Here is a 17,722-nt window from a genome sequence, read left to right on the forward strand (position 1 = left end):
AGTAGACGAAGCGACCTGGAAAGGTCCGTCAGAGAAGGTAACAACCCTGTAGTCGAAACTTCGTTCTCTCTTGAGTGGATCCTGAGTACGGCGGGACACGTGAAATCCCGTCGGAAGCTGGGAGGACCATCTCCCAAGGCTAAATACTCCCTAGTGACCGATAGTGAACCAGTACCGTGAGGGAAAGGTGAAAAGCACCCCGGAAGGGGAGTGAAAGAGAACCTGAAACCGTGTGCCTACAAGTAGTCAAAGCACATTTATGTGTGATGGCGTGCCTTTTGTAGAATGAACCGGCGAGTTACGATCCCGTGCAAGGTTAAGTTGAAGAGACGGAGCCGCAGCGAAAGCGAGTCTGAATAGGGCGAAATAGTACGTGGTCGTAGACCCGAAACCAGGTGATCTACCCATGTCCAGGGTGAAGTTCAGGTAACACTGAATGGAGGCCCGAACCCACGCACGTTGAAAAGTGCGGGGATGAGGTGTGGGTAGCGGAGAAATTCCAATCGAACCTGGAGATAGCTGGTTCTCTCCGAAATAGCTTTAGGGCTAGCCTCGAGTTAGAGTCTTGGAGGTAGAGCACTGATTGGACTAGGGGCCCTCATCGGGTTACCGAATTCAGTCAAACTCCGAATGCCAAAGACTTGATTCTCGGGAGTCAGACTGCGAGTGATAAGATCCGTAGTCAAGAGGGAAACAGCCCAGACCACCAGCTAAGGTCCCAAAGTATACGTTAAGTGGAAAAGGATGTGGAGTTGCTTAGACAACCAGGATGTTGGCTTAGAAGCAGCCACCATTTAAAGAGTGCGTAATAGCTCACTGGTCGAGTGACTCTGCGCCGAAAATGTACCGGGGCTAAACGTATCACCGAAGCTGTGGATTGTTCTTACGAACAATGGTAGGAGAGCGTTCTAAGTGCAGCGAAGTCAGACCGTAAGGACTGGTGGAGCGCTTAGAAGTGAGAATGCCGGTATGAGTAGCGAAAGAGGGGTGAGAATCCCCTCCACCGAATGCCTAAGGTTTCCTGAGGAAGGCTCGTCCGCTCAGGGTTAGTCGGGACCTAAGCCGAGGCTGAAAAGCGTAGGCGATGGACAACAGGTTGATATTCCTGTACCACCTCTTTACCGTTTGAGCAATGGAGGGACGCAGGAGGATAGGGTAAGCGCGCTGTTGGATATGCGCGTCCAAGCAGTTAGACTGGTAAGTAGGCAAATCCGCTTACCATAAGGTTGAGCTGTGATGGCGAGGGAAATATAGTACCGAAGTTCCTGATTCCACACTGCCAAGAAAAGCTTCTAGCGAGGTAAATGGTGCCCGTACCGCAAACCGACACAGGTAGGCGAGGAGAGAATCCTAAGGTGATCGAGAGAACTCTCGTTAAGGAACTCGGCAAAATGACCCCGTAACTTCGGGAGAAGGGGTGCTTTTTAGGGTGAATAGCCCTGAAAAGCCGCAGTGAATAGGCCCAGGCGACTGTTTAGCAAAAACACAGGTCTCTGCGAAGCCGCAAGGCGAAGTATAGGGGCTGACACCTGCCCGGTGCTGGAAGGTTAAGAGGAGGGGTTAGCGCAAGCGAAGCTCTGAATCGAAGCCCCAGTAAACGGCGGCCGTAACTATAACGGTCCTAAGGTAGCGAAATTCCTTGTCAGGTAAGTTCTGACCCGCACGAAAGGTGTAACGATCTGGGCACTGTCTCAACGAGAGACTCGGTGAAATTATAGTACCTGTGAAGATGCAGGTTACCCGCGACAGGACGGAAAGACCCCGTGGAGCTTTACTGCAGCCTGATATTGAATTTTGGTACAGCTTGTACAGGATAGGTAGGAGCCTTGGAAGCCGGAGCGCCAGCTTCGGTGGAGGCATTGGTGGGATACTACCCTGGCTGTATTGAAATTCTAACCCGAAGGCCTTATCGGCCTTGGAGACAGTGTCAGGTGGGCAGTTTGACTGGGGCGGTCGCCTCCTAAAAAGTAACGGAGGCGCCCAAAGGTTCCCTCAGAATGGTTGGAAATCATTCGTAGAGTGTAAAGGCACAAGGGAGCTTGACTGCGAGACCTACAAGTCGAGCAGGGACGAAAGTCGGGCTTAGTGATCCGGTGGTTCCGCATGGAAGGGCCATCGCTCAACGGATAAAAGCTACCCCGGGGATAACAGGCTTATCTCCCCCAAGAGTCCACATCGACGGGGAGGTTTGGCACCTCGATGTCGGCTCATCGCATCCTGGGGCTGTAGTCGGTCCCAAGGGTTGGGCTGTTCGCCCATTAAAGCGGTACGCGAGCTGGGTTCAGAACGTCGTGAGACAGTTCGGTCCCTATCCGTCGTGGGCGTAGGAAATTTGAGAGGAGCTGTCCTTAGTACGAGAGGACCGGGATGGACACACCGCTGGTGTACCAGTTGTCCTGCCAAGGGCATAGCTGGGTAGCTATGTGTGGAAGGGATAAGTGCTGAAAGCATCTAAGCATGAAGCCCCCCTCAAGATGAGATTTCCCATAGTGTTAAACTAGTAAGATCCCTCGAAGATGACGAGGTTGATAGGTCAGAGGTGGAAGCATGGTGACATGTGCAGCTGACTGATACTAATCGATCGAGGACTTAACCAAAAAAGAAAAGCGTAGGCGACTGTACTGCCTCGACAAGCGCTGGAACTTCTGACCGAAAAGTCGATAGACTTTGACAGAAGAAGTGAAGCGACCTCGAGAGGCTAGGAGCCGGAGCTAGACAAATGACTTCATGAATGTGCGTACGTTATCTAGTTTTGAAGGAATGAATCCTTCATAATAGTCTAGTGATGATGGCGAGAAGGTCACACCCGTTCCCATACCGAACACGGAAGTTAAGCTTCTCAGCGCCGATGGTAGTTGGGACTTTGTCCCTGTGAGAGTAGGACGTCGCTAGGCACTGGAAAAGATCAACCGATATGGTTGGTCTTTTTTTGTGAGGAAAACCGGAGGTTTTAGAAATCTTTAAAATAGGTACAGAAAGAAATCGATGAATGGCGGGTTTCGAGGAGCAAAGAGTTCAAGGAAGTAAGTGAGCGACAACCGGAATGTACAATGTACATGAGGATTGGAGGGAGTGCAGCTGACGCAGAAATCTGCCGCTCATCGGAAGCCGCCGACCGAACACGGAAGTTAAGCTTCTGCGCCGATGGTAGTTGGGGCATTGCCCCTGTGAGAGTAGGACGTCGATAGGCACTGGAAAAGATCAACCGATATGGTTGGTCTTTTTTTGAAGAAAACCGGAGGTTTTGAAGTATCTATAGTGCATGCATTTGGAAATATCTTGGGAACACTGGCCCAGTAAACTACGAAATAAGGTACGCACTTGGAAGAAACTAGGGAATAGCAAACCCACAAACCAGAAATACAGGTATACACTTGGAAGAATATAGGTGACAGTGAACCCGCAACCCACGAAATTAGGCATGCCCTTGGAAGAAAATAGGCAACACCGATCCCGCAACCCACCAAAATAAAACACTCACTTCGAAAATAAAGACAACATCAAACCCGCAAGCTCAATAAAAAAATTATGTACTAGAAAAAATACGGAAGATACCACTTACCCATACCTACAAAAGAAGCACAAAAACATAAAATTTTCATTGGAAACCACAAACCCACCAAATCCACACATCAAACTCATCCGACAACTGATCTCAATCATCATACTAATTCTTAACGATATATCAATATTTCAATATTTCAAATCTCAGCTATCCTTATATACTATAAACTCCCAGCAAAAGTATACTCTCACAGACCAATCTTTAATTTTAGTTAAATAGTCTATTATAAAAATGTCATATTACTAAGGCTAAAATACTATTCTAAAAAATGCGCGATAAGAAATCATAAATTTTGAGTCAAATCGTATAATTATAAAACACTATTTTTTTCTTTTTTAAAGGGGATTTAAATTACCTATCGAATATTTTAGTAATAGAAATAAAGAACGGGGGGATGTAATTTGGAACAATTTATTGCATCGTTCCAAACCCAAGAATTTTTAACGATGTCAATTCGGATTTTTATGGCAGCGTTATTATGTGGGTTAGTTGGTTTAGAAAGAGAAGTACATAAACACCCTGCTGGGTTTCGTACACATTTATTGGTTGGAGTCGGATCTTGTTTAATGATGTTGATGTCAATTTACGGATTTCAACCATATTTAGAAATGAGCACAAATGTCCGATTTGACCCTGCCCGCATACCTTCATATGTGATCAGTGGCATTGGATTTTTAGGCGCCGGTACCATTCTAGTAAGAGATGCAACGGTTAGAGGTTTGACAACGGCTGCATCTATATGGGTTGTTGCTGGCTTAGGATTAATTATTGGGCTAGGTATGTATGCTCCTGCCATTTTAACAACGATTGTCGTGTTACTTAGTTTAATCTTTCTTAACCGTTTTGAGGAATACTTTTTTAAGTCTACAAAAAGAAAAACAGTTCATATTATTATCAATGAGGATATTTCATCATTCTCATCCATAATAGGACTATTTAAAGAAAAAGGCTTTCGAGTAAGGGATTTTAACATTAAGTATTCGAAAGACAAGATTAATAATAATTGCCAATATACTATAGATATTGAAGTAGCTAGTAAAGACGAACGGTTGCGACTATATGAGGAAATGTCAAAACATGAAATGGTACAAAAAATATTTTAATTTAGCGTTTAGAGGTGTGCCTATGTTGGAAAGTATAGGATAGTGAGTACCTTGGAAATGATTGCCTACTTTCATCTAGAAGAACGTAATAGTTGAAAAATTAGTGCGGTCATTTTATATTATAACTATAGTCAAATATAGTCAAAGTCAAGGCGAGGTGTGGTCATAGTGAGGAATATATCCGATATCATCGAACATTATCTGAAAAGTGTTCTTGATACAAGTGATCGAGCTATTGTTGAAATTAAAAGAAGTGAGATTGCCGATAAATTTGAATGTGTCCCATCTCAAATTAACTATGTGATAAATACAAGATTTACTTTAGAAAGAGGCTATATAGTTGAGAGTAAACGTGGTGGTGGTGGGTACATTCGAATAATGAAGGTGAAAACGAATGATGACTCACAACTAATTAATCAACTAGTTCGTCTTATAGATAAACGAATCTCACAGTCAAGTGCAGAAGATGTTATTTTACGTTTAGTTGAGGAGGATGTCATTTCGAAAAGAGAGGCGAAAATTATGCTGAGCGTGATTGACCGATCTGTTTTGTTTATTGATCTTCCTCACCGAGATGAGTTGAGGGCACGGATGTTAAAGGCAATGCTTACATCCCTCATGTATAGATAATAACTTACCTTTAGCCGCCCAGGCTAAATATAGTTTAAAGTGTCCGGCGTATGCCGTGATTTTTCAAAGGAAGGTGTTACCAATGATATGCCAAGAATGCAATCAGCGCCCGGCGACATTACATTTTACAAAAATAATTAATGGCGAAAAAACAGAAGTTCATATTTGTGAACATTGCGCTCATGAAAAAAGTGAGATGTTTATGTTTCCAGGCACATCTGGCTTTTCGATAGATAACTTATTAGCAGGACTTCTTCAATTTGAACCACTTGCTGGTTCAAAGCAAAATGCATTTCAACAAAATGAAATATTACAATGTGAGAACTGTAAAATGACTTTTCAACAGTTTGCAAAGGTAGGTCGATTCGGATGCTCGAATTGTTACCCAACTTTTGAGAAAAAGCTTACCCCCATTTTAAAACGACTGCATAGTGGCAATACACATCATGCAGGTAAAATTCCTAAGCGTATCGGAGGCACCTTCCATATTCGGAAAGAGATTGAACAATTAAAGCAAAAGATGCAGGAATATATTTCTTTAGAGGAATTTGAAAAGGCTGCGGATGTTCGTGACCATGTAAGAGCTTTAGAAAAAAAGCTAATTGGTTACAAAGAGGGGGGTGTCTAGGCAATGTCACTTGAGCATTTTATCAATCAAGCCTTAAGTGCTTGGATGAGTCAAGAGGGTCCGGATTCTGATATTGTATTAAGTTCAAGGGTCAGGCTTGCTCGAAATTTGAAAAATGTTCCTTTCTCTACGGTTTATTCAAATGAAGAAGCTCAGCAAGTTGTTGATGTTTTCCAAAAAGGTTTTTCTGGGAAGAGCTTCCCCGCAATTGGAGAAATGGAATTATTAAAAATGGCTGAACTTCAGCCAGTAGAAAAAAGAGTACTTGTTGAAAAGCATTTAATAAGTCCCCATTTAGCTGAAGACTCTCCATTTGGTGCATGTTTATTATCTGAAAATGAAGAAGTAAGTATTATGATTAATGAAGAGGACCATGTTCGAATACAATGTTTATTCCCGGGGTTACAATTATCGGAGGCATTGCAGGTTGCAAATAATTTAGATGATTGGATTGAAGAGCATGTAGATTATGCGTTTGATGAAACAAGAGGATACTTAACAAGTTGTCCGACGAATGTGGGGACTGGGTTACGTGCTTCGGTGATGATGCATTTGCCAGCACTGATTCTTACTCAACAAATGAGTCGCATTATACCGGCAATCAATCAACTTGGTCTTGTCGTAAGAGGGATTTACGGAGAAGGCAGTGAAGCACTAGGGAATATCTTTCAAATTTCCAACCAGATTACACTAGGCAAAACCGAAGAAGACATTGTAGAAGATTTAAAGAGTGTAGTTGCACAGCTAATTGCACAAGAGCGTTCTGCTCGAGAAGCACTTATGAAGACCTCTAATATTCAGTTGGAAGATCGAGTATTTCGTTCTTATGGGGTTTTAGCTAATAGTAGGATCATTGAATCGAAGGAAGTGGCGAAATGTTTGTCTGACGTTCGATTAGGGATTGATCTAGGCTATATAAAAAATATATCAAGAAGTATTCTTAATGAACTTATGGTTTTGACTCAACCCGGATTCTTACAGGTATATGCGGGTGGGGCATTAAGACCAAATGAAAGGGACGTCAGAAGGGCGTCTATCATTCGAGAAAGATTGAAGCTAGAAAATAATAAGACTACTGACATGGAGGGTGATGGGTTATGATGTTTGGCAGATTTACTGAGCGCGCACAAAAGGTGTTAGCATTGGCTCAAGAGGAAGCTGTACGATTGGGACATAACAATATTGGTACTGAACATGTATTATTAGGTCTTATACGAGAAGGCGAAGGAATCGCTGCAAAGGCCTTACTTGCATTAGGATTAGGTCCTGAAAAAATACAAAAAGAGGTAGAGGCACTAATCGGAAGGGGCCAAGAAGGCTCACAGACCATCCACTACACACCGAGAGCAAAAAAGGTTATTGAACTATCAATGGATGAGGCTCGAAAGCTCGGTCATTCCTATGTTGGAACAGAACATATCCTTCTTGGATTAATTCGTGAAGGCGAAGGTGTAGCAGCTCGAGTTCTAAATAATCTTGGTGTTAGTCTAAATAAGGCACGCCAACAGGTTCTACAGCTATTAGGTAGTAATGAGTCTTCATCAGGGCATCATGGTGGAGGTTCTACGAATGCAAATACACCAACTCTTGATAGCTTAGCAAGAGATTTAACTGCAATTGCAAGAGAAGGAAGTCTTGATCCAGTAATTGGACGTAGTAAAGAAATCCAACGTGTAATTGAAGTACTAAGCCGTCGTACCAAAAACAACCCTGTGTTAATCGGAGAGCCTGGTGTAGGTAAAACGGCGATTGCAGAAGGGCTAGCTCAACAAATAATAAATAATGAAGTGCCAGAAACACTTCGTGATAAGCGTGTAATGACCCTTGATATGGGGACTGTTGTTGCGGGTACAAAATACCGTGGAGAGTTTGAAGACCGCTTAAAAAAGGTAATGGATGAAATTCGCCAAGCAGGTAATATTATTTTATTTATTGATGAACTTCATACATTAATCGGTGCAGGTGGTGCAGAGGGTGCGATTGATGCGTCAAATATCCTAAAACCATCACTTGCCCGTGGAGAATTACAGTGTATTGGTGCAACAACACTAGATGAATATAGAAAGTATATTGAAAAGGATGCTGCATTAGAGCGACGTTTCCAACCGATTCAAGTAGATGAACCAACTGTTGAAGAATCTATTATGATCTTAAAAGGATTGCGTGACCGCTATGAAGCACATCATAGAGTCTCCATTTCGGATGAGTCTATTGTTCAAGCTGTTAAGCTTTCCGATCGTTACATTTCCGATCGCTTTTTACCAGATAAGGCAATTGATTTAATTGATGAAGCAGGCTCAAAAGTGCGTCTTCGTTCTTATACGGCGCCACCAAATTTAAAAGAATTAGAACAAAAGCTTGAAGAGGTTCGTAAGGAAAAGGATGCGGCAGTACAAAGTCAAGAGTTTGAAAAGGCAGCCTCTTTACGAGATTCTGAGCAACGTCTACGTGAACAGTTAGAAGAAACAAAGAAAAACTGGAAGGAAAAACAGGGTCAGGAGAATTCAGAAGTCACAGTTGAAGATATTGCTATGGTCGTATCAAGCTGGACGGGTGTCCCTGTATCTAAACTAGCACAAACAGAAGCTAATAAATTATTAAACATGGAAGAAATCCTTCACTCGCGTGTAATTGGTCAGGAAGAGGCAGTTAAAGCCGTTTCAAAGGCAGTAAGACGTTCGCGCGCAGGGTTAAAAGATCCAAAGCGCCCAACGGGTTCATTTATTTTCCTTGGTCCAACTGGTGTTGGTAAGACGGAATTAGCTCGTGCGCTAGCCGAATCTATTTTTGGCGACGAGGATGCGATGATTCGTGTTGATATGTCAGAATACATGGAGAAGCACTCCACATCTAGATTAGTCGGTTCACCTCCAGGATATGTAGGGTATGAGGAAGGCGGACAGTTAACAGAAAAGGTGCGCCGCAAACCATATTCTGTCATCCTACTTGATGAAATTGAGAAAGCACACCCAGATGTATTTAATATCCTACTTCAAGTTCTTGAAGATGGTCGTTTGACTGATTCTAAAGGCAGAACAGTTGATTTCCGTAATACGATATTAATTATGACTTCAAACGTTGGAGCTAGCACTTTAAAGAGAAATAAATATGTTGGATTCGCGCTCGAAGATGAAAAGCAAGACTACAAAAACATGAAGGATAAGGTTATGGAGGAATTGAAAAAGGCATTCCGTCCAGAATTCCTTAACCGTATCGATGAAATTATTGTCTTCCACTCGCTAGAGAAGAAGCATTTGAAAGAAATTGTAACACTTATGTCGGATCAGTTAACTAAACGTCTTCAGGAGCAAGACTTTGAACTAGAGTTAACTGAGGCTGCAAAAAATCAAATCGCAGAGGAAGGTTATGACCCTGAATATGGGGCACGTCCATTGCGTCGTGCGATTCAAAAACAAATTGAAGATCGATTATCTGAAGAACTGTTACGAGGGACGATAGAAAAAGGCAAGAAAATCATAATGGATATCGAAAATGGAGAATTTGTTGTTCGTACGAGTGAAGCTAAAGAAACAGTGAAATAATAGTTATGCAAGTGAAAAAGAGGTATACAACAAATAGTCACAGCGTGTATACCTCTTTTTTTAGACACTAATTAACTCTAGGTGCCCTCTGGCCTTGCATTAACTAATCGTTGCTAAGGGAAACATGCCTTTGGTCAGTGATTCACTTGTGCTTATCGATTAAGCTTGTGCGCCTAGTGTTTTTAATTGAGAAAGGATTACTAATTATGGCAAAAACTAAGACAAAATTCACCTGTCAGTCCTGTGGGTATGAATCACCAAAATGGATGGGAAAATGTCCTGGATGTGGCGCGTGGAATTCATTAGTAGAAGAAACATTGAGTAAGCCTGCTAGAAAGGGAGCTTTTGCTCATTCAAGTCCTACAGTTCAGAGTAAACCTTCGCCTATCACTTCTATTGAATCAATAAATGAACCTAGAATGTATACAACAAATAAAGAATTTAACCGTGTACTTGGCGGTGGCATTGTAAAAGGTTCGCTTGTCCTTATCGGTGGTGACCCTGGTATCGGAAAGTCTACCTTGCTGCTTCAAGTATCCTCTCAAATAGCTACACAAAACAAAGTTTTATATATTTCCGGTGAAGAATCCGTCAAACAAACAAAACTACGCTCTGACCGACTTGGTGTTTCATCTGACCAATTATATGTATTAGCAGAGACAGACCTAGAATTTATTTCCCAGACAATTACCGAGTTAAAACCGTCATTTGTTGTTATAGATTCAATACAGACAATTTATCACTCGGAAATTACGTCTGCCCCTGGAAGTGTTTCACAGGTACGGGAATGTACGGCTGAATTAATGAGGATAGCGAAAACTAATGGTATTGCTATTTTTATAGTTGGGCATGTAACGAAAGAGGGGAATATTGCAGGTCCGCGTCTGCTAGAACATATGGTTGATACAGTTTTATATTTTGAAGGGGAACGCCATCATACATATCGTATTCTGCGTGCAGTGAAGAACCGATTTGGATCTACAAACGAAATGGGTATTTTTGAAATGAAAGAGACTGGGTTGGAGGAGGTAGCAAACCCTTCTGAAATTTTCCTTGAGGAACGTTCAGCTGGTGCGGCAGGTTCAACGGTTGTTGCCTCAATGGAGGGAACACGACCTGTCCTTGTTGAAATTCAGGCGCTCATTTCTCCAACGAGCTTTGGTAATCCTCGTCGTATGGCGACAGGAGTTGACCACAATCGAGTTTCTCTCTTGATGGCAGTATTAGAGAAACGTGCAGGATTCCTTTTACAAAATCAGGATGCGTATTTGAAGGTTGCAGGCGGTGTAAAGCTCGACGAACCGGCTATTGATTTAGCAGTAGCGCTTAGCATTGCTTCAAGTTTCAAAGACCAGTCGACAAATCCAACAGATATTATAATTGGTGAGGTTGGTTTAACAGGTGAGGTAAGACGAGTTTCACGAATCGAACAGCGAGTTCAAGAGGCAGCAAAGCTTGGATTTAAGAGGGTAATACTACCAGAGAGAAATTTAGGTGGTTGGACAGTTCCAAAGGAGATCGAAGTCATTGGCGTAAGTGATATTAGACAGGCCATTCAACATACATTAGGAAAATAACCTAAAATAATGAAACATTCTTGATGCTTTATTCGTATAGTAACTATGGATAGAGTTGGACATTCCTATATGTTTGTATACTCGCAAGAAAATATTTTTTCTAGAACCAGTAATAATTTTATTAGATTTAAAAAATAATATATGAGTATCGCTTTACACATCTGTGTCATTCTTTTTACATTTTAAAAAAGCTATTTAATGTAGGTTTCAATTGTTATAAAGTGTTTATAATGAATAGGAGGAGGTGAAGGAATGTTAAAACGTATTGTACAGCTGTTTTTTCTAATTGTCGGAGGAATGCTTGGTATTGTTTATCTTCCAGACTTGCTAAAGCTGTTAAATATTGAAAATGTTCCATATCTAAATAACTCATATACGCTTGCGATATTAGGTGCTATTATATTATTTATTGTTACTTTTTGGTTAGTCGATTATATCGTAGGTCTAATAAAATGGCTGGAAGAGTCATTGATCAAAGCCCCTGTTACAGATGTTTTATTTGGAAGCTTAGGATTAATTTCCGGGTTAATTGTTGCATTTCTAATTGTGATTCCATTGGACCGTATTTCATTTTCAGTTGTGAATACAGTGCTTCCAATATTTATTACCGTGCTTCTTGGGTACTTAGGATTTCAGGTTGGTTTTAAAAAGCGGGATGAGTTGATTAACCTATTCTCTATTAACCGAACAGGCAAGAAAAAGGGCTTAGAGGAAGATGAAATAGCCCATGAAGAAAAAAAATTAAAGATATTAGATACAAGTGTTATTATTGATGGGCGTATCGCGGATATATGTCAAACAGGATTCCTTGAAGGAACAATCGTGATTCCACGCTTTGTTTTAGAAGAACTTCAGCATATTGCGGACTCTTCAGATGTGTTAAAACGAAACCGTGGTAGACGAGGTCTTGATATCCTAAACCGAATTCAAAAGGAATTATCTATTAAAGTGGATATTTACGAAGGTGACTTTGATGATATTCAAGAGGTTGATAGTAAGTTAGTAAAGCTTGCAAAATTAACAATGGGTGTTGTAGTAACTAATGACTTTAACCTTAATAAAGTCTGTGAACTTCAAAATGTGGCCGTACTAAACATTAATGACTTAGCCAATGCTGTAAAACCAGTTGTTTTACCTGGTGAAGAGCTAAGTGTGCAAGTTATTAAGGATGGAAAAGAACATAATCAGGGTGTCGCATACCTAGACGATGGAACCATGATTGTAGTTGAGGAAGGGCGCGATTATATCGGGAAACGCATTGATGTCCTTGTAACCAGTGTTTTACAAACATCAGCGGGTCGCATGATTTTTGCAAAGCCCAAATTGCTTGAAAAGGCGTTATAATTGAATTATTGTTAGGGGCGTTATGGGTGAATTATCAAGTTATAATTCCTGCTGCAGGACAAGGAAAGAGAATGAAAGCGGGAAGGAATAAACAATTCATCGAATTGAATTCAATACCAGTAATTATTCATACATTACGAGTTTTTGAACACGATCCGATGTGTTCGGGTGTCATTTTAGTTATTAATAAAGATGAACAATCTATCTTTGAAGAATTGGTAAAAACGTTTAATATCCAAAAAAATATTTCCTTTATTGAAGGTGGAAGTGAGCGTCAGTATAGTGTATATAACGGCTTACAAGAAGTTAAAAATACGGATATTGTGCTAGTCCATGATGGGGCTAGACCTTTTCTGAAACTAGAGCGAGTTCATGAACTAGTCAAAATGGCAACTGAGAGAGGAGCTGCAGTTTTGGCAGTTCCCGTAAAGGATACAATTAAACGCGCCTCCAGTGATCAATATGTGGAAGAAACAGTTGAACGTTCTAGCTTGTGGGCTATTCAAACCCCACAAGCTTTTCATGTTTCTATCTTGCAGGAAGCGCACGAAATGGCCAAAAAAGACGGTTTTTTAGGTACGGACGAAGCTAGTCTCGTTGAAAGAATCCCAAAACAGGTATATATTGTTAAAGGTGATTACTTAAATATAAAACTAACAACTCCAGATGATTTAGTCTTTGCTGAGGCGATTTTACATAACTGGACAAAATAAAAAAGTACAATGTGCCTGCTTGTCGCCAATGGCACCTGGAACTAGATAACAAAAAACTATTTAAAAGGGGGAAATCCAGTGTTTCGTATTGGACAAGGCTTTGATGTTCACCAATTGGTTGAAGGACGCCCGTTAATTATAGGTGGAATCACAATTCCTTATGAGAAAGGGCTTTTAGGACATTCTGATGCGGATGTATTGCTACATACCGTTTCAGACGCGTGTCTCGGCGCAATTGGTGAAGGTGATATCGGCAAACATTTTCCGGATACTGACCCGAATTTTAAGGATGCTGATTCAGCAAAACTTCAACAACATGTTTGGGAATTAGTAAAGAAAAAAGGATACAAACTTGGTAATATAGACTGTACAATCATTGCCCAGATGCCCAAAATGGCACCATATATTGAACAAATCAAGGCTCGTATTGCTGAATTAGTAGAAGCAGATCCTTCCCAGGTCAATGTGAAAGCAACAACGACAGAAAAGTTAGGTTTCACCGGCCGAGGTGAGGGGATTGCTGCACAAGTAGCGGTGCTACTTGTAAAGGCTGATAACTAATTCTTTGCTAGTCACCGAAGTGGTGATAGAATAAATGATACTAAGCGTTGGAGTAACGGAGGGTACATAAATGTCAAATAACGTACGTGTGCGCTATGCACCGAGTCCGACAGGACATTTACATATTGGAAATGCAAGAACTGCTTTATTTAATTATCTATATGCAAGAAATCAAAACGGGAAATTTATTATCCGTATTGAGGATACAGACAAAAAACGAAATATTGAAGGTGGCGAAGAAAGCCAACTGAAGTATTTAAAGTGGCTTGGAATTGATTGGGATGAAAGTACGGATGTAGGTGGGGAGTTTGGACCATACCGACAATCGGAACGCAACGAAATCTATGAAAAACATTATACAGAGTTGCTTGAAAAGGAACTCGCATATAAATGCTATTGTACGGAAGAAGAGATTGAAAAAGAACGAGAAGAGCAAATGGCGCGTGGTGAGACACCACATTACTCAGGTAGATGCCGTCATCTGACAAAGGATCAACAAGAATCCTTAGAAAAAGAGGGCAGACTACCAAGCATTCGTTTTAGAGTGCCAGAGGGGAAAGTTTTCACGTTCACTGATATGGTAAAAGGAGAAATTTCCTTTGAGTCAGAGGGAATGGGGGATTTCGTCATTGTAAAAAAAGACGGAACACCAACTTATAACTTCGCGGTAGCCATTGACGATCACTTGATGGAGATTTCTCATGTGCTACGCGGGGAAGACCATATTTCAAATACACCGAAACAAATGATGGTTTATGAGGCTTTTAACTGGGATATTCCAACATTTGGCCATATGACATTGATAGTCAATGATAGTCGTAAAAAGCTAAGTAAGCGGGATGAGTCAATCATTCAATTTATTGAGCAATACGAAGAGCTTGGTTATCTACCAGAAGCTCTATTCAACTTCATTACGCTATTAGGTTGGTCACCAGGTGGAGAGGAAGAAATCCATACGAGAGATCAGTTCATTGAAATCTTTGATCCTTCACGTCTGTCGAAGTCTCCAGCTGTATTTGACACACAGAAGCTTACTTGGATGAACAACCAATATATGAAAAATATCGATATTGATCGCTTAGTGGAATTATCGTTACCACACTTAATCAAAGCAGGGAAGCTAAGTGAGCCTTTAAGCGATACTGACAAGAAGTGGGCTCGTGATTTAATTGTGCTTCATCAGGAAAAAATGAGCTATGGTGCAGAGATTGTTGAACTTACAGACCTGTTTTTCAAAGATGAGTTAGACCTTGAAGAAGATGCAAAAGAGGTCCTTGCTGGCGAGCAAGTTCCGCAAGTTTTACAAGCATTTTTACAAGAAGTAGAAGGCCTTGAATCATTTGAAGCAGATGAAATTAAAGCGGCAATTAAGGCAGTTCAGAAGGGAACTGGGCAAAAGGGGAAAAATCTTTTCATGCCAATTCGTGCAGCTGCTACTGGTCAGCTTCATGGGCCTGACCTGCCACAAGCGATTCACCTTTTAGGAAAAGAAAAAATTATTTCACGACTAAAAGGTTTAATTAGTTAACATCTTGCTGAAAATGTAATATAGTATAGTTAATCAATTATATAATCTAAAAGTGTTGATAAGGAGAGTAAATAAGTGATTGACCTTAAAGTATTTGCTTATTAGGGTGAATACGAAAGAGAGAACCATCACCGGCTGAAAGTGGTTTATGGGAAATGCTTATTGAAATGCACCTTTGAGTCTTTTATTGAACCGGATTTTTTCTGAAGTAGATAAAAGCGGCGTCTCACCGTTACGAGATTAAGTTGAGGTAGTGTTTTACATTACCTAAACAGAGTGGAACCGCGCCATAAAGCGTCTCTGTGTGTATACACAGGGGCGCTTTTTTTATATTTAGAAAATAAATTGATTAGTCTAAGGCGCCATCGTCTTCCGGTCTAAGATTATTGTTTCTGAAGGTATAATCCTTTCTTTCAGGCTTGACCTATATTTATTACCTAAAGTTCCGCGCCTTGCGCTTTTCTATCGAGGAGGGTTGAATGTGTTTAAACAATTGAAAGAGGATATCGAAGTTGTATTTGAACAGGACCCAGCTGCTAGAACTCATTTTGAAGTGATGTTGACTTATTCAGGGCTACATGCCATTTGGGCACACCGAGTATCACATTTTCTCTTTAAAAGAAGAATGTTTTTCTTAGCTAGAGTGGTTTCCCAAATTAGCCGATTCTTTACAGGAATAGAAATCCATCCTGGAGCTAAAATTGGCCGTCGCTTTTTTATTGACCATGGGATGGGTGTGGTAATTGGAGAAACGTGTGAGATTGGGAATAATGTGACCGTGTTCCAAGGTGTTACACTCGGCGGTACGGGAAAAGAAAAAGGAAAGCGGCACCCAACGATAAAGGATAATGCACTTATTGCAACTGGAGCAAAAGTATTAGGATCTATTACAATCGGGGAAAATTCAAAAATAGGAGCGGGGTCGGTTGTTCTGCAGGATGTTCCTCCGAATTCAACCGTTGTCGGAATACCTGGTAGAGTCGTCATTCAAGATGGTATTAAAGTCAGGAATAGTAAGGATATGGATCATCGAGATTTACCAGATCCAGTGTCAGATAAGATCAGAGAATTAGAAAACGAAATCAAGCGTTTAAAAGAAGAGATTCAACATAAGGAAGGAGCAGAGGACAATGCCCATTCACATTTATAATACAGTAACGCGAAAAAAGGAAGAATTCAAACCACTCGAAGAAAACAAAGTAAAGATGTATGTGTGCGGCCCAACTGTTTATAACTATATTCATATCGGAAATGCACGACCAGCTATAGTATTTGATACAGTACGTCGTTATTTTGAATTTAGGGGTTATGATGTAAACTACGTATCTAACTTTACAGATGTTGATGATAAATTAATTAAAGCTGCCAATGAGCTAGGTGAGGATGTACCGACCATTGCAGACCGCTTTATTGACGCATATTTTGAAGACGTGTCTGCATTAGGCTGCAAAAAGGCCGATGCCCACCCAAGGGTTACAGAAAACATGGATATTATCATTGATTTTATCCAGGCATTAATTGAAAAAGGATATGCCTATGAGTCTGAAGGCGATGTCTATTACCGTACTAGAGAGTTTAAGGAATATGGTAAGCTTTCTCACCAATCTATTGATGAGCTTCGACTTGGTACGAGAATTGAAGTGGGAGATAAGAAACAGGATGCACTGGATTTTGTTTTATGGAAGAGTGCGAAGCCGGGTGAAATATATTGGGAGAGCCCATGGGGCAATGGACGTCCAGGTTGGCATATTGAGTGCTCAGCAATGGCGAAAAAGTATTTGGGCGAAACAATTGATATTCATGCAGGTGGTCAAGACTTAGCATTCCCACACCACGAGAATGAGATTGCACAATCAGAAGCACTTAACGAAAAGACGTTTGCAAATTACTGGATGCATAATGGCTATATTAATATCGATAATGAAAAAATGTCCAAATCACTTGGAAACTTTGTATTGGTTCATGACATTATTAAAGATGTTGACCCACAGGTACTACGATTCTTTATGTTATCTGTTCATTATCGACATCCGATTAACTATAATCTTGAGCTACTTGAAAGTACAAAAAATGCATTAGAACGATTACGAACTTCTTATGCAAATCTAAAGCACCGATTACAAAGCAGTACCAATCTAACAAATGATGACGAATTATGGTTAGAAAAAGTAACATCTGCACGAAGAGACTTTGTTGAAGCGATGGATGATGATTTTAACACAGCGAATGCAATATCTGTATTGTTTGAACTATCCAAACAAGCGAACTATTATTTGCAGGAGAAAAACACATCAGAAAAAGTAATTGGTGCCTTTTTACAAGAGTTCGAAGTATTATTCGAAGCTCTCGGGCTTAAATTAGAAGATGAACAATTACTTGATGAGGAAATTGAAGAATTAATTGCGAAGCGAAATCAAGCTAGAAAAGACCGCGACTTTGCTTTATCTGATCAAATTAGAGATCAATTAAAGGCAATGAATATTGTTTTAGAAGATACTCCTCAAGGTACAAGATGGAAAAGAGGATAATGG

The 17,722-nt window shown here is 40.7% G+C and carries 13 protein-coding genes, 1 rRNA gene and 2 other annotated features; all 14 genes read left to right on the top strand.

Going from position 1 to position 17,722, the window contains the following annotated elements; all coding sequences use genetic code 11:
- Nucleotides 1–238: 238 nt before the first annotated feature.
- Nucleotides 239–2,585: a sequence feature (most likely nonfunctional fraction of RNA operon), on the top strand.
- Nucleotides 2,586–2,778: 193 nt separating this feature from the next.
- Nucleotides 2,779–2,894 (top strand): 5S ribosomal RNA (rrf, locus tag CZ490_RS18090).
- Between the two features lie 162 nt (nt 2,895–3,056).
- Complete coding sequence (locus CZ490_RS23020) at nt 3,057–3,188, top strand: hypothetical protein (RefSeq protein ID WP_268762162.1); 132 nt, start codon at nt 3,057–3,059, stop codon at nt 3,186–3,188.
- A 778-nt stretch (nt 3,189–3,966) separates the two neighbouring features.
- Nucleotides 3,967–4,668 (top strand): MgtC/SapB family protein, encoded by a 702-nt coding sequence (locus tag CZ490_RS18095; protein WP_077620185.1) that lies wholly within the window; start codon nt 3,967–3,969, stop codon nt 4,666–4,668.
- Nucleotides 4,669–4,836: 168 nt separating this feature from the next.
- Nucleotides 4,837–5,298 (top strand): CtsR family transcriptional regulator, encoded by a 462-nt coding sequence (locus CZ490_RS18100; RefSeq protein WP_077620186.1) that lies wholly within the window; start codon nt 4,837–4,839, stop codon nt 5,296–5,298.
- Between the two features lie 82 nt (nt 5,299–5,380).
- The gene (locus CZ490_RS18105) at nt 5,381–5,926 is read left to right on the top strand and encodes a protein-arginine kinase activator protein McsA (RefSeq protein ID WP_077620187.1); all 546 of its coding nucleotides are present in this window, start codon (nt 5,381–5,383) and stop codon (nt 5,924–5,926) included.
- Nucleotides 5,927–5,929: 3 nt separating this feature from the next.
- The gene (locus CZ490_RS18110; protein ID WP_077620188.1) at nt 5,930–7,027 is read left to right on the top strand and encodes a protein-arginine kinase McsB; all 1,098 of its coding nucleotides are present in this window, start codon (nt 5,930–5,932) and stop codon (nt 7,025–7,027) included.
- Entirely contained in the window at nt 7,024–9,468 is a 2,445-nt protein-coding gene (gene clpC / locus CZ490_RS18115; protein WP_077620189.1) for an ATP-dependent protease ATP-binding subunit ClpC, read from the top strand. Before CZ490_RS18110 ends, clpC begins: the two co-directional genes overlap by 4 nt.
- Nucleotides 9,469–9,674: 206 nt before the next feature.
- Entirely contained in the window at nt 9,675–11,045 is a 1,371-nt protein-coding gene (gene radA, locus CZ490_RS18120; RefSeq protein WP_077620190.1) for a DNA repair protein RadA, read from the top strand.
- 252 nt (nt 11,046–11,297) lie between these two features.
- Entirely contained in the window at nt 11,298–12,389 is a 1,092-nt protein-coding gene (locus tag CZ490_RS18125) for a PIN/TRAM domain-containing protein (RefSeq protein ID WP_077620191.1), read from the top strand.
- 26 nt (nt 12,390–12,415) lie between these two features.
- Nucleotides 12,416–13,102 carry a 2-C-methyl-D-erythritol 4-phosphate cytidylyltransferase gene (gene ispD, locus CZ490_RS18130; protein ID WP_077620192.1) on the top strand — a complete coding sequence of 229 codons (687 nt, stop codon included), beginning with the start codon at nt 12,416–12,418 and terminating at the stop codon, nt 13,100–13,102.
- A 78-nt stretch (nt 13,103–13,180) separates the two neighbouring features.
- On the top strand, nt 13,181–13,663 hold the full coding sequence (gene ispF / locus CZ490_RS18135) for a 2-C-methyl-D-erythritol 2,4-cyclodiphosphate synthase (RefSeq protein WP_077620193.1): 483 nt from the start codon (nt 13,181–13,183) through the stop codon (nt 13,661–13,663).
- A gap of 70 nt (nt 13,664–13,733) precedes the next feature.
- Nucleotides 13,734–15,191 (top strand): glutamate--tRNA ligase, encoded by a 1,458-nt coding sequence (gltX, locus tag CZ490_RS18140; RefSeq protein WP_077620194.1) that lies wholly within the window; start codon nt 13,734–13,736, stop codon nt 15,189–15,191.
- A 46-nt stretch (nt 15,192–15,237) separates the two neighbouring features.
- Nucleotides 15,238–15,496 (top strand) — a binding site (T-box leader).
- Between the two features lie 176 nt (nt 15,497–15,672).
- The gene (gene cysE / locus CZ490_RS18145; protein WP_077620195.1) at nt 15,673–16,341 is read left to right on the top strand and encodes a serine O-acetyltransferase; all 669 of its coding nucleotides are present in this window, start codon (nt 15,673–15,675) and stop codon (nt 16,339–16,341) included.
- Nucleotides 16,322–17,719, top strand: coding sequence for a cysteine--tRNA ligase (cysS, locus tag CZ490_RS18150; protein WP_077620196.1), 1,398 nt, complete (start codon nt 16,322–16,324; stop codon nt 17,717–17,719). The genes cysE and cysS overlap by 20 nt, the downstream gene beginning before the upstream one ends.
- The last annotated feature ends 3 nt before the right edge of the window (nt 17,720–17,722 follow it).

This window comes from Litchfieldia sinesaloumensis, assembly GCF_900156865.1.
Lineage (GTDB): Bacteria > Bacillota > Bacilli > Bacillales > Bacillaceae_L > Ferdinandcohnia > Ferdinandcohnia sinesaloumensis.